11 protein-coding genes and 2 tRNA genes are annotated in these 13,297 nt (G+C 56.2%); 3 read left to right on the top strand and 10 right to left on the bottom strand.

Annotated elements, in window-relative coordinates; all coding sequences use genetic code 11:
* Positions 1–91 precede the first annotated feature (91 nt).
* A tRNA-Thr gene (locus C8D82_RS07315) sits at positions 92–168 on the top strand.
* Positions 169–511: 343 nt separating this feature from the next.
* Here the strand turns inward: C8D82_RS07315 and C8D82_RS07320 are convergent.
* From C8D82_RS07320 to C8D82_RS07330, 3 genes are all read right to left on the bottom strand, one after another.
* On the bottom strand, positions 512–2,506 hold the full coding sequence (locus tag C8D82_RS07320; protein WP_133245101.1) for a hypothetical protein: 1,995 nt from the start codon (positions 2,504–2,506) through the stop codon (positions 512–514).
* Positions 2,507–2,779: 273 nt separating this feature from the next.
* Positions 2,780–3,145 carry a hypothetical protein gene (locus tag C8D82_RS07325; protein ID WP_116883624.1) on the bottom strand — a complete coding sequence of 122 codons (366 nt, stop codon included), beginning with the start codon at positions 3,143–3,145 and terminating at the stop codon, positions 2,780–2,782.
* 30 nt (positions 3,146–3,175) lie between these two features.
* Positions 3,176–3,628: a hypothetical protein gene (locus C8D82_RS07330; protein ID WP_116883625.1), complete on the bottom strand. Its 453-nt coding sequence runs from the start codon at positions 3,626–3,628 to the stop codon at positions 3,176–3,178.
* 197 nt (positions 3,629–3,825) lie between these two features.
* Here C8D82_RS07330 and C8D82_RS07335 point away from each other — a divergent pair, with 197 nt between their 5' ends.
* Positions 3,826–4,140, top strand: a complete 315-nt coding sequence (locus C8D82_RS07335) for a hypothetical protein (protein WP_116883626.1) — start codon at positions 3,826–3,828, stop codon at positions 4,138–4,140.
* A gap of 35 nt (positions 4,141–4,175) precedes the next feature.
* Positions 4,176–4,589, top strand: coding sequence for a hypothetical protein (locus tag C8D82_RS07340; protein WP_116883627.1), 414 nt, complete (start codon positions 4,176–4,178; stop codon positions 4,587–4,589).
* Positions 4,590–4,609: 20 nt separating this feature from the next.
* Here C8D82_RS07340 and C8D82_RS07345 read toward each other — a convergent pair.
* From C8D82_RS07345 to C8D82_RS07375, 7 genes are all read right to left on the bottom strand, one after another.
* Positions 4,610–4,694: transfer RNA gene (locus C8D82_RS07345), tRNA-Leu, on the bottom strand.
* A gap of 108 nt (positions 4,695–4,802) precedes the next feature.
* Positions 4,803–6,668: a hypothetical protein gene (locus C8D82_RS07350; RefSeq protein ID WP_165832904.1), complete on the bottom strand. Its 1,866-nt coding sequence runs from the start codon at positions 6,666–6,668 to the stop codon at positions 4,803–4,805.
* Positions 6,669–6,686: 18 nt separating this feature from the next.
* On the bottom strand, positions 6,687–8,126 hold the full coding sequence (locus C8D82_RS07355; RefSeq protein ID WP_165832905.1) for a hypothetical protein: 1,440 nt from the start codon (positions 8,124–8,126) through the stop codon (positions 6,687–6,689).
* A gap of 753 nt (positions 8,127–8,879) precedes the next feature.
* On the bottom strand, positions 8,880–10,478 hold the full coding sequence (locus C8D82_RS07360; RefSeq protein WP_116883630.1) for a sensor histidine kinase: 1,599 nt from the start codon (positions 10,476–10,478) through the stop codon (positions 8,880–8,882).
* Entirely contained in the window at positions 10,441–11,133 is a 693-nt protein-coding gene (locus C8D82_RS07365; RefSeq protein WP_116883631.1) for a response regulator, read from the bottom strand. The genes C8D82_RS07360 and C8D82_RS07365 overlap by 38 nt, the downstream gene beginning before the upstream one ends.
* Positions 11,134–11,207: 74 nt before the next feature.
* Positions 11,208–12,056, bottom strand: a complete 849-nt coding sequence (gene prmC / locus C8D82_RS07370) for a peptide chain release factor N(5)-glutamine methyltransferase (protein ID WP_116883632.1) — start codon at positions 12,054–12,056, stop codon at positions 11,208–11,210.
* A gap of 117 nt (positions 12,057–12,173) precedes the next feature.
* Positions 12,174–13,262, bottom strand: a complete 1,089-nt coding sequence (locus C8D82_RS07375; RefSeq protein WP_165832906.1) for a substrate-binding domain-containing protein — start codon at positions 13,260–13,262, stop codon at positions 12,174–12,176.
* Between the last annotated feature and the right edge of the window lie 35 nt (positions 13,263–13,297).

Consider the following 13,297-nt stretch of genomic DNA (forward strand, 5'->3'; position numbering starts at 1 on the left):
AAAATTTCAAGGTAAAATCCCCAAAAAATCTCCGGAAACGATTTGCACGCCGCCAAACACCGCACTATATTAAGGCGTATTTTCATGGGCTGCCGACTTAGCTCAGTTGGCTAGAGCGGTTGACTTGTAATCAGCAGGTCGTGGGTTCGATTCCCACAGTCGGCTCCATTCTCTTTTCCTGATTTAAGTTCATAGTTCTCCAAATCTGCTTCTCATACAGCTCAACAGATCATGCTTTTCGTTTTGGCATAGTTTCTTCGATATTATCATTTCTCTTCGGAAACCAGGGAAATACGGCCCAGGGATGCCATTTTTATAAAAAATTATAACATCCCGAGGCCAGTTCCCGACAGTTTGAGACTAAATCAGGCATCTCATCTCAATTATTTCACACAAAGATTTACAATAAACGGCGTCACCTGATATTCATCTGTCATAGTCTGCCGACCACATCCGTAAATCCCAATGATGTATTCAACTATAACCATACCAATTCCGGATGACAAACGGTCTATGGAGAAAAGCTGCTCTCCGTTTCATTGATAGTTTCGGAATATTGGGCATTTCCATTGCGTTCTCCAGAGGTGGCACCGGAATCAGAGACGTCGGGAATCACTGATTCCGGGCTGTCGACGTTCACGTTCACTTCAGCAACAGCCTCATTGTAGGCAGTAGCCTCATAATCCATGTCATAGGTGTTTTCCTCAATCTGTTCGACATCGTCCGCCCCGTTCGCCCGTGTGACCGTCACCTTTTTGATGTAGGTCACAGCTGTTGATTTATCCTGATTTACCCGGCCGTTCTCGTAAATCACCATTGCCGTGTGAGTGATTGTGATTTCCATGACCACGTTTTTCCAGGCAGAATCTTCCTGATGACGACCATCCGTGCTGGCTCTCAGGGAATTGGAGCGAGTTACCGTCCGGTAAGAAGGCAGCACAACACCTTCGCCCAAGATCCGGGCGGCAAAGCTGCCAGTTGCTCCGACAGTGGATTCCTCGGTCGTCGTTTCATCGGTCAATGTTTCACCATCAGAGATATATTTATCTGTTTTAGTTGTCCGGATTTTCCAACTGCCGCCGCCCTGTCCATTCCCAGTACTGTAGATTTGCACCTTTTCTCCGGCAGCCGGCCTGCCATAGCCCAGATAAAGCTGCAAATCCGAGGTAGCGCTCAACTGCTCGATAATTTCAGAACGTTCAGTCTTGTTCTCCGTCGTGGTAGATGAATAAGGTTCGCCATTGTAAACACCGTTGCTTTTCAGTGCAAAGTCATAATCGTAAGTTTTGTCAAGTTCGAAGTCACCAGAAGCCTCCGGATTGTATAGAAACAACCGTTGGAGCATGTCGCCATTACGGCTCGCACCGGACAGTGTTCCCGGTGAAATTGTGATTGTGTAATTATTTTTCCGTTCTTCTTTTAACGAAGCATTCACATGTTCCCAGGAATCACCGGACGCATAATACGTATATATATCCCCTCCCGATGCCGTTCGGGTCTCCTCACGATGCTTGATCCGGAAATGTCCGGAAACAGTCGGAGCAACTACTCCGTCGGTCCCGTTCGGCGGAGCGATCTGGCGGTGCAGCGGGTAGAACGGCCAGTAGCCGCCTGCCGTGCCGTTTGCACCGGTTGCGAAAGCGAGCTGCCCCGCATCGGGGAGCCGATTCAGATTGAGGCTTTCCAGCGCCAGATCCCGTACCGTGTGTTTTCCGACCTTTTCCGAAGTCGCCGGACTGTACGGCAGTGCCGTCCCGCCGGTGAGTTCCGCCGGAAAAACCGTCGCTCCGTCGATCTGCCAGCCGCCGTTTCCGTCAGCGATCAGGAACGAACCGTCCCAGCCCTGAAAGCACCCCTCCAATCCCTTGTTGTCGAAGAATCCCCGCCCTTCGACAAAATACCGGGTGTCGCCGACAAACGTGACGCCGTCCGACCATGTGCCGGAGGGCGGGATTTCCGAGCCCGGAATAGCCGATGCGGATGCCAGCACTTCAAATTCCAAAGGAGTTTCATCCGAAAAGTAACGCCTTCCCGACAGCTGCCAGATATCCCCGCTGCGCGCAACCTGATAATCAAATACCTCATACAAATTGAAGGAGGCATTGATCAGCTCACGGGCAGTCCGGCGCCATATGTCGCCGGAGCGGGTGAACGATCCGAGGGCCGAACCGGTGTAGCCGCCGGAGAGCAGCCGCAGAAAATCCGGATTCCTGAGATATTCCACTTCCGGGTCCTGCACAATCACGGTTCCCCTGTCGAATTTCTCATAGATCGAAACCACCACCGGCACCGATCCCGAACCAGCCGGAAACGACGACGGCAGATAATCGTACTGGCCGCCTTCATCCCATGTCTGCGCTTCGGTCAGGAACAAATAGGTCCCGACCTTCGCCGCCGTGCCGCGCAGATGCACATTGGTGATCGCCCCTCGGTCGGTTTTGTCACAGGCGATGTACAGTCCGGAATCCTCCAACGGCCCCTCGTGACGCACGTTGTAGTCGATCACCGGATTGACCACCCACGGTATCTGACTGATGTATTTTTCATTACGGAGCCTCCTTGTGGTTTAGGCAACCGTAATATACTATTACGGACAAGTTGGCTCCACTTTTTTCACCCCTTCAAAAGTTTGTTAGGACAGGTGTGAAATCACACGTGTATCCATAAGAAATTTCCTTTATCGCGGACTCCCTCCTGACAGAAGAACAGGGAGGAACATCCGCCGGTTAAATCGTAAACTCCACACCGGGTCAGAATCAGTGCCTGTTTTCAAAATTCCCTACTGTGAAACTGAAGCGTATACCACCGCGACCCGCTGCGGTTCTTCGCCTGATTTCAGGGAGATGTTCCGGATCAGGCCGGAAGCATCAAGCTCCTGTGCCGTGATCCGGTACTGGCGGCGCCGGTAAGTCACGCCCGACACCTCGCCGAGCTGCCGCCAGTCCGATTCGAGAAATCCGAGCCGGAATCCCTCCCCGCCGTCCGATTCCTCTCCGTTCCGGGAAACAACACAGGATACCCGGCGGTTGCCGACTTCGCACCATTCGGTGACATCAGGATTGCCGAACAGGTCTTGTGCAAAACAGTCGAAAACCCCAGGTCCCGGCTTCCGCGCGGAACTGCCCTTGATTGATTTGATCGCCATGATTCGATACTCCGTTTGAACTTGCGTGACCTATTCCCGGTTCGCCTGCGCCTGTTCGGCCGCCAGCTGCTCGCGGTAGTATTCCCGCCACTGTTTCAGCTCCGAAATCGGGGAATAGCCGATCGCCTTTCCGCCGACCGCCACCCAGCGCTGCTGAACCGTCGCCCGGTTCGCCAGCATTGCGTCGATCGCTTCAAGCGTGATCTCCGCAGTGCTTCGCGGATCGAAATCCTCCGCGGCGTGTTCGAGGTCCTGTTCCAGCCGGAAGCGGCCGGCTCCGGTCACCGCTCCCGCCGTCTTCTGCTGATAGACGTAAAGTCCCGGAAGCCAGTCGTCGGTGCGGAACACAAAATTGTCCGCTTCGACCGTATCGATCACCTTCACCTCATCCGCCACGGTTCCGGTCAGTTTCACCGCCAGCGAATCGGCGCCTGCGGCCGGAAGGCGTACTTCCGACCAATTGTAGAACTTCAAGTTTTCCATCGTGTCATGCTCCCAATTGTTATGGTTTGCTTCTCTTCCCTTTGCGGTTTCGTCAACCAAATCCGCCGTAAAAACAGGGAAACAAGCAGAACTTGCCGTAAACCGGCAATCGGGGGAGTTGACAAATTGCGTTCCGGTATACGGTCTGCATTCGCCGGACCTGTTTGTTCAACCGTTCGCAACGGAAAGGAAGAAAGATGTATCAACGCAAAACAACCGGAAAATGCGTCCGGTGCCGCCGGAACGACCCGATCGCCGGGGATACGCTGTGCCTCCAATGCCGGCTGGTCAGGGAAGCCCGGAAAAGAGTGCTGGCCGCACGGCAGCGCCGTTTCAGGGAGCTGGCCGGGCAAATCGACTGTACCGGCCGGAACGGTATTTTTGCCGGTGATCTGCCGGGCAGCGAACCCGCCGATTGCTTCGGCGCCGTCATCGAAGAACCGGAACAGTTTGAATTATGCCCCGTTATTCCAGGTAATCCGCATCCCGGCAGTTCCGGGAAGAAACGATAAGAGTTTATCCCTAAATAAGCTCTAAGGAGAACAAGATGCAGCAGAATTGGAAAGAACTCGCCGACCTGACCGGATATGAAGTCGAAAAACTCTATCAGTCCGTACGTCAGGAAGCGCTCCGCGAACTCGCCTTTCAGGAGCTTGCCGTCACCCGCATCCTGAAAGACCTGATCGAAATCCGGAAGCATTCCCCCAGACATGCCGATCTTCTCACCGACGCCGCCGGATTACCCTTTTCAAGCTATGAAGAGCTCGGCGACCGGCATCGGATCACCAAACAAGGAGTTTATTCCATCATGAAACGGTATGCGAAATCGTATGGCTGGATCGAAGGAATCATGCAGATTCGCGCCATCCGTAACACTCGCGGCGTCCCCGATCCCGAATCCCGCAGGCGCATCGCTTCATGGCGCGAAAAACGCCAGACTGAATTGCACAGGGGAAAATAAAAAACAGAAAAAAGAAACAATGGTACCGGAGATGGGACTTGAACCCATACACTCAGAGAGTACCAGATTTTGAGTCTAGCGCGTCTGCCATTCCGCCACTCCGGCTTGTGTTTATAACATAATCCGGTGTTCGCTCCTTGTCAAGCCGCGTTTGAAAAAAAGCGTCCGGTTTTCAGCTCGAAGCTTCAAACCGGACGCCGGGGAAGGAGCGGATCAATCCTTATCCGGATCGAGGAAATACTGGTCGAATCCGTACTCATTTTCGACCAGCAACTTATGCTTCAAACCGAAATTCGACAGCTTTTCGACCGTCTTTCCGGCTTCGTCGCGCAGCCTGGCGTCGACCGGAGTATCAGGCGTAACCGGAACCACCGTCAGCACGGCTACGATCTGCGTCTTTTTCACCGACTCCGACTCCCCGGCAAACACCCAGCCGAGAAACGGGATATCTCCGAGAAACGGCACCTTGCTCACGCTCCGCACCAGCGCCGACTTTTCCAGCCCGCCGATATAAAATACACCGCCGTCGTTCGCCATCTGCAGACTTGTATTCAGCACCGTCTCGCTGGTGCGCGGTTCGCCGTTGCCCTTGAAACCGAGCAGATTGGTGTTGCTCATCGCAACTTTGATCTGCGATGCTTCGGTATTCACTTCCGGCGTCAGTTCCAGTGTGAAACCGAACTCCGCCTGTTTCGTAACCCGTTTCTTATCCTTCCGGATGATGTAGGAATAGGCGCTCGTCCAGTCGTCCACATCCGTCGTGACCGGCGGCGTCACGGTGTTGTCGGTCAATGTCACGGAAACATCGTAGGCTTTGCAGGTCCGCCCGAGGTTCTTGCCGTCCGCCCGGGTCAGATACGCGCCGGATTTGTCCAGTGAAATATTGTAGTAGGTGCGGGTGTTGATCTTCGTGCGGGTAATCACCACTTCCCCTGTATAGCCCGCCGGCCGGATATTGATTGCAAGCCCCTTCTCCTGATCGACCGCATTCAGCGTGTAGTCCGTGTTCCACGCCGGAATCAGCAATGCGTCGCTCAACGTCACCGGACCGGAATCGCCGGCGGTTTCCTCTCCGGCCTCAATCACCGGAATCCGGGTCACGCTTGAAATCGTGCCGGTGCAGCGGTTCATGATCGAGGTCCGGCCGGAGGTGATCACCTTCGCCTTGCTTTTCGCGACCAGGAAATCCAGATATTTGGAGTTCCATTTCGGATTGAAGTTGAAGGCGCTGGTGTGTGAACTTTTGATCAGGTTGGAGGCGACGTTGTTGTTCAGGAAGTCCCAGCCGCTCGCGTAGCGCGCCCCCGCCGCGAAGAGGTCCGCGCCCGGACCGTTCTTCCACGCCTGAAAGTCGACGCCGAGGTTGCCGTCGTTTTCGCTGTCGATCTCGTAGATTTTATAATCGACCAATGCCTCGGTAACCGGCGCGTCGTACTCCTTGAGAATCCGTTCGATCGCCTTCTGGCTGAACGGGCTGGTATGGAACATCAGCGCATTCAGCCCGACATCCGCCCGGACGGTGTCGATGCCGCCCTGCAATTCCACATCATCGTCGGCTTCAGTCATGCCGACCCGCCGCACCAGAGCAGCCAGCGTCGCCGAATCCCAATATTTCGGATAATAAAGGAAGAATTTCCGGCCGGTCTCCGAGGCCAGCCCTGGTTTGTCGAGCATCGCGACGATCTGGTCGATGCTCATGCCGTTTTCGACCGGTTCAAAGCGGTATTGTTCCGCGGAAACAATCAACATTCCGGTGCCGTCCATATAGCGGATCGCCTCAACCTTGGTGTCGTTGGTGTCGACCCGCCGCGACCGCACCGCCGCCATGATGAACGGGCGGATCTCATACGGATCGGCGTGCTTGAGCACATAGACCCGGGTGTAGACGAACGGGTCGTTGTTGGTGTTCACAAAGGTGATCGCGTCGGTTTCGCGATTTACCTCGACGTTCAGCAGCGGCAGCACCTGCGTCGGCAGCGGCGAAGGCGTCGGTTTGTCCCATTCGGCGGCGGCGCGGAGGCCCGGCAGAAGGGCCGCAAATGCAAATACGGCGGCGATGATTTTTCTGTTCGTTTTCATAATCGCGGTTTTCTCCATTTAAAATCCGGTTTTGTTCGCGGCCGCCAGTTCGGCGGCTTCGATCACTTTGCCCGCAGCCGGATTCGGGATATTCTTCGTTTCGACCGGTACGGCGCTCATCGTCACGAACACCCTCATTTTGCTGTCCACCTTGCTTTCGGCGCCGAAAAGGTATTTCAGCACCGGAATTTCGCCGAGAAACGGCATGCCGTTGTACTGCTCGGTTACCACGTGCTTGTCGTAGACCGCCAGCAGTTTTTCCGTGCCGGCCTCAAGGGTCAGGTTCGAGCTGAAACTGTTGCTGTCAATGGTCGCCACGCCCTGATTGTCGGTTTCGACCAGCGAATTGACTTCGAGATTCCAGTTGCACATCAGCGTCAGCGCCTTTTTGGCCGGATCATCGCCGAAGCAGATCACCGGCGAACTCAAATAAAACGAAAATTCACTGCCGTCGAGCGCGTCAAGCGAAGTGGTCTGATTTTCATCCTTCACGATATTCTGCAGTTGCGGCGTGAATTTGAAGCGGTAGGAGGCATCCTCCCACGAAGTCGCCGCCGGAGTGGTGAAGTCATTGGTCAGCGTCAGCATCGCGGAGGCGGCGGTCCACGCCTTGCCTTTCTGCGCAAGCATCCGCAGGAAGGTCGCGTCGAAGTTCGGGGCGACCAGAATGCCGCCCAGCCCGGTCGCATCCCAGATTGGTCCGCTCGACAGGATATTCGTGAAATCCTGCAGATGCTCGACCGAGTAGAAGTTCGAGAAATCGAATCCGGTTGCGAAAATTTCCGCCCCCGGGCCATTTTTCCACGCCAGATAATCGATGCCCAGTTCGCGGAAATTGTTATCGCTGATCACATAGATGTTCAGTTGAACCTGAAGCTGCGGCAGCGGGCGGTCGAGCGCGGTCAAAAACTTCAAATATGCTTCCCCCTGCGACTTTGAACTTTTCCAGTAGAACATATTCGAACCGACATCGAAATAGCTTGCGCCGGAGCCGAATCCGTCGATGAAGGTCTGCGACACGACATGGTTCATATTTTCGCTGGTGCGGTACTTCCCGCAATAAACGAACCGGGTCACGCCGTCGCCTTCGATGGCCGAACCGTTTTCATCGATTTTGGGAGATGGATAGTCCAGCTTGGCGACCATGTCGTCGATGTAGGGGAGCAGCTGACTGCCGGTGGAGACCACCAGATATTGTTTTTTCCCCGCCGCGTAGTCCAGGCTCTGGATCGTCGACTGATCGTCGAACCGTTTGATCGCGCCTTTGATGAACGGCAGGATGTCATGCGCCCTGACATGTCTGAGTTCATAGGTTTTCGTGGTCATGTAGTGCTGGTTACGGTCCTCGTTGAATACGATGGTGCGCTCTTTGCTTTCGGCCGCGAATGCGGCGGCGGACATGGCACCCGCCAGAAGCAGGGCCGTGATCCGTTTTATACCGCCTGACTGATAGTTCATGATGTATCTCCTGTAACTGACCGGTTGTTTTTCTGGCCGCCCCATCGGCGGATTTTCCGGACGCACCATAGAGAAGCACTTCACGTGCCAAGTCTCACGGCATATCTCATATCGTACTTATAATAAAATAATTACGTTTGAATTCAGGACAATGGTTTATTTTCAATTCCTTACAATTATGTAAACCGGAACCTTGCGTTTTACAAAACCGGGAGAGTACGGCGATAAAGCGACACCGATCACTGAAGACGAGTTGCAAGGAAAGTCTGCCGTTTTGAAGGCAGGCGGGTCTGTCCGCCCTGCCGGGCGGCAGGGCTTGTGCGCTACACGGCCTGATTTGCAATCGCATCTCCGGCAGCTGGGCGCTGTAGCGCACAAGTGTCTCCGACGGCCAACGGTTTCACCGTTGGATCACGACCGGCAACGTGCCGGAGCGGAGTATCGCCGATAGATCATAACGCGCCCCGGTCCCGGGCAAAGACAAAAAAACACGCCGGATCATCGAAGGGGGGGATTTCGAACGACCCGGCGCGCAAAAGGGACTGAATAACTCAAACCAGCCAGGCGACTGCAATTGAAGCCGCCGCTATGAAAATTACCTCGCAGGTAAATTTACTCATCCATCAGACTCCTGTACTTCCTCATACTCCGGAGGAATCATCCTGTTGATCCCTCTTTCTGTTATATAGTATACCCGTCTGGAATGGCCGGAATATTGCCGCAAGATTGCAAATCGGCAATCTTCGCGAAAAATCAGCAATTTTTCGGAAGTTCGACGGTAAAACAACTGCCTTCGCCCAGTTTGCTGGCGGCGGTAATCTCGCCGTGATGGGCGCGCACGATCGCCCGGACCAGTGCCAGCCCGAGGCCGTTGCCGGGACGGGTACGGCTCGCGTCACTGCGGAAGAAGCGTTCAAAGATATGTTCCAGGTCCTCTTCACGGATGCCGCAGCCGGTATCCGCAACCCGGAACAGGATCGTATTCTCCTTCACCGTCAGCGAAAGCGTGATCGTTCCGCCGGGCGGCGTGAATTTCAGCGCATTGTCGATCAGGTTGGAGACCACCCGCTGCAGCTTGATCCGGTCTCCCCGGAACGGCACCGCCGCATCCGGCAGTTCCGCAGCCAGTCGCACATCGCCGTCTTCGGCCAGCGGCTGGAAAAGCTCGGCCGCGCGCGCGATCATTTCGCGCAGGTCCAGCAGTTCGGCTTCTGGAGTTTCGATATTGGACTCGGTCTTGGTAATCTCAAGCATCGTATTGATGATCTGGATCATCTGGCTGCATTCGTCGGCCACCACGCCGGCCAGCTCCCGGTAACGGCCCAGCTCGGGGGGCCCCTCGACGGTCACTTCGGCAAGGCCCCGCATCCGGGTCAGCGGAGTGCGCAGATCGTGCGCGACATTGTCGGTGACCATCTTCAATTCATTGAACAGTTTTTCCGTATTGGAATTCATTAAATTGAAAGTGCAGACCAGTTCATTGATTTCAGCGCCGCCATCCCCTTCCGGAACCCGCCGGCTGAAATCTCCGCCCGCCGTCTCGCGTGCCGCATCACTGACGCGCAGCACGCCGTTCACGAATTTGCGGGCGATCAGCCACCCGACCACCGTGCCGACAATCAGGAAAAAACTGAAAATGCCGACATGGAGCAGGGTATATTCCTCAATCAGTTGCTGGACCGGCTTCAGGCTCTGCCCGACTTCCAGCGTGGCGCCGTCGAACAGCCGCAGCCGCATGATCCGGAAATCGGAACGGGCGCTCCCGCGGACGCTGAATCCCGGCGTCAGTTCCCCGGCGTCGGCAAGTTCCGCACTATTCGGGGATGATGCGACCAGTTTGCCGTCGGCGCTGTACAGCGCGTACCAGACGTTGCGGATCCCTTCCAGCCGGGCGCGATTTTCAAAGCTGCTTTCCAGCATCTCCAGATGGTTGGCGGGACGCAGTTCGCGCGAATAGACGCCGCCGGAACTTTCCTGCCTCAATTCATAGAGTTTTCCGTGCTGCACGCCGAAGAAGGTCTGATAGCGTTCGTCGCCGCCGCTCTTTTCAAAACCGAGCAGCAGCACGACGCCCGGCAGTTTTTTGCGGAATGCATCGAATTCGCCGCGCGTTACCGCGCTGACCGGAATTTCCCGGTCGAACTGGCGGTAACGCTGCCCGGTCAGATATTCATAGAGAAACTGGCGGGCGCCGGCTTCCAGCTGCCGGTCGAAGCCGTTCAGCAGCCCGCGCCGGATCGTCAGGTGCGCGATCAGCACGCAAAGGGCCGACGAGAGGGCGAACAACAGCGCGTAGCGCAGCGCGATCCTGAATTTAACGGTGTCGAAAATCCGCTTCCGGCTCAAGGACATAGCCAAACCCCCGCACCGTATGGAGCAGTTTTTCTTTGAACGGTTTATCAAGTTTTTCGCGGAGCCGGCACATCCGGGTCTCCACAATATTGGTCTGCGGGTCGAAATTGTACTCCCACACGTGTTCCATGATCATCGTTTTGGAGACCACCCGGCCCGCATTCCGCGCGAGGTATTCCAGAAGCGTGAACTCCAGCGGCTGGATATCGATCCGGGTGGAACCGCGGTACACCTTGCGCGACAAAAGATCGATCGACAAATCGCCGACCGTCAATGTGGAAGGCTCCGCCGTCGCGCTGGCCCGGCGCAGCAGCGCCTGAATTCGTGCGATCAGCTCCGAAAAACTGAAAGGCTTGACCAGATAGTCGTCGCCGCCGGTCTGCAGCGCCCGGATCTTGTCATCGACCGAACTGCGCGCGCTCAACACGATCACCGGTAATTTGATTCCGGCAGCCCGCAGCTTTTCGATCAGAGTGAAACCGTCCAGGCCGGGCAGCATGATATCGACCACGGCGAGGTCGCAGGATTCAGTGGTCGCCTTGAACAGGCCGTCCCGTCCGTCCGCCGCGTGGACCGTGGTGTAGCCGGACTGCTGCAACCCCTTCAGTATGAAATCGGCGGTTCTGGCATCATCCTCCACCAAAAGAATCTTCATAATCGCTCTCCGGCTGGCTCCTTCGTCTTTTCTCTGGGTTATACTGTACAATATTCACCGGACGTTGTCAAGCATCATTGCCGAAATGCAATCCGCACGCTCACGAACCGGTCGCGGCGGGTGTAATCCGCAAGCACGTCGATCTCATCGAACCCGCCGAGCTTGACGAAAAGTTCCGCCAGGCGGGGCGCCTGCGGCGGCGAAAGCTCAAAGATCGCCCGTCCGCCCGGATTCAAATGATCCGCAAGTTCGCGGGCGGCGCGTTCGATCAACCGGAAACCGCCGTCCGGGGCAGTCAGGGCGAGCTGCGGTTCAAAAAGCCGGACCTCCGGCTCAAGCGCCGGGTACTCTTCCTGCGTCACATACGGCAGATTCGCTCCGACCAGATCGAAGCGTTCCCCCGGCAATTCCGAAAAGAGATCCGACTGCAGGAAGCGCACTTCACCGCCGCAGCGGACGCGATTGCGCCGCGCAACCTCCAGCGCGTCGGAGCTGACGTCCACCGCCGTAATCCGCACGTCGGGGCGTTCCGCCGCAACCGCCAGCGCGATCGCTCCCGAACCGGTGCCGAGATCCAGCATCGAACCGCCCTCCGGCAGATGTTTGACCGCATATTCCGCCAGCAGTTCCGTCTCCGGGCGCGGAATCAGCACGGCAGGCGTCACCTCAAGTTCCAGATCCATGAAATAGGCGACGCCGAGCAGATACTGCAGAGGTTCGCGGTTCGCGCGGCGGCGGGCCAGCTCCCGGATATGCCGCTCCAGCTCCGCCGGAACCGGTTCGCCGGCGCACAAAAAAAGTTCCGGCCGCGAAATCCCGGCCAGCTCCGTAATCAGAAGGTCGCTGTCCACCGCCGCCGAAGCGATTCCGGCATCGGCGAACATCCCGACCAGTTCGCGGCGTAGTTCCGAATAGGTAATCATTCCTGCGGTATTCCCCCGTTATTATCATTTTTCATAATATAGCGGCAGAGGAATATTTTGCCAACCCGAACCTCCGGCAATCCCGCAATAGATAATAATTCCGGCCGCCGGAGGCATTCACAAACGGCGCAGGCTTTCGCGTTCGGTCAATTCCACATCGAGCAGCATTACCCTTGACCCGACTTCCCCGGGAGTGAAGATAATCTTCATTGCGGCGTCAATCATCACTTCAGCGGTGGAACCGGAAACGGCGGTCAGGCGCGGGCAGGTGAATTCCGCCTGCACCGTGTCAGAAAATGCCGTCACAATGCTGACATCCTCCGGGCACCGCAGCTTCAAGTCGGCCAAAGCCCGCAACGCCCCCGCCGCTCCCGATGCGGTATCGACCACCAGGGCGGTCACTTCCGGGTGATTCCGCATCACTTCAAGCGTCTGGTCGTAGGCGCATTTCATGGAACTGCCCCAGTTCTCCATGATTTTGACCGGTTTGGCGATATCGCTCCAGCGCATCTTACGGCGGCGGACCGCATCCTTCATTCCCCTGAGGCAACTGCGCGACGCGATGGTGGTGGGCAGCTCGTTCGGAATAATGCCGATATGGCGGTGGCCGGCGGCGATCACCGCATCCATTTTCAGGAACCCGGACTGCACATGGTTGCGCCGGATGCAGAAAATATTCCGGTAAGAATCGATATCCTCGATCTCTCCGGCCACCACCACCGGCACACCGATTTCGTCCAGCCGCCGGATCACGTTCGGCGTGAAACTGGTGCAACTGGCCAGAATGATCCCTTCGAGTTTCCGGCATTCCCGCACCAGCTCGAACAGCAGTTCGTAGTCGGAATCCGGCTGCATTTTCAGATTCAGCAGCAGCCGGTTGGAGCGCATCGCGGCGATTTCGGCACAATGCACTTTGCTCCAGATATCGAAACTGAAGAAATCGGGATAGACGATGATCACTTCACCGCGGACGCGGCGGCTTGCCGGAGAGCTTTTCATCATCTGGTTGCGCGGCAATACAAAACTGCCCACTCCGATCTTCCGGGAGACATATCCTTCGACGGCAAGATCCGCCAACACGCGCGTCATCGTCGAACGGCACACTCCGAATTCTTCGGCCAGCATCCGTTCCGGCGGCAGCTTCGCGCCGACCTCCAGTGCGACGATGCGGTCGAGCAGGGCCTGTTTTACCTGATGACGGTTCAATGGAACGGTTCTCCCGGTTGCCGGAATTGCGATTT

Origin of the sequence: Victivallis vadensis (assembly GCF_003096415.1) — a bacterium.
Classification (GTDB): Bacteria; Verrucomicrobiota; Lentisphaeria; order Victivallales; family Victivallaceae; genus Victivallis; species Victivallis vadensis.

Excerpts from the sequence above, each read along its gene's own strand:
- C8D82_RS07365 (WP_116883631.1), bottom strand. The coding sequence starts at position 11,133 with ATGAAGATTCTTTTGGTGGAGGATGATGCCAGAACCGCCGATTTCATA.
- C8D82_RS07335 (WP_116883626.1), top strand. The coding sequence starts at position 3,826 with ATGTATCAACGCAAAACAACCGGAAAATGCGTCCGGTGCCGCCGGAAC.
- C8D82_RS07350 (WP_165832904.1), bottom strand. The coding sequence starts at position 6,668 with ATGAAAACGAACAGAAAAATCATCGCCGCCGTATTTGCATTTGCGGCC.
- C8D82_RS07340 (WP_116883627.1), top strand. The coding sequence starts at position 4,176 with ATGCAGCAGAATTGGAAAGAACTCGCCGACCTGACCGGATATGAAGTC.
- C8D82_RS07330 (WP_116883625.1), bottom strand. The coding sequence starts at position 3,628 with ATGGAAAACTTGAAGTTCTACAATTGGTCGGAAGTACGCCTTCCGGCC.
- C8D82_RS07355 (WP_165832905.1), bottom strand. The coding sequence starts at position 8,126 with ATGAACTATCAGTCAGGCGGTATAAAACGGATCACGGCCCTGCTTCTG.
- C8D82_RS07325 (WP_116883624.1), bottom strand. The coding sequence starts at position 3,145 with ATGGCGATCAAATCAATCAAGGGCAGTTCCGCGCGGAAGCCGGGACCT.
- C8D82_RS07360 (WP_116883630.1), bottom strand. The coding sequence starts at position 10,478 with ATGTCCTTGAGCCGGAAGCGGATTTTCGACACCGTTAAATTCAGGATC.
- prmC (WP_116883632.1), bottom strand. The coding sequence starts at position 12,056 with ATGATTACCTATTCGGAACTACGCCGCGAACTGGTCGGGATGTTCGCC.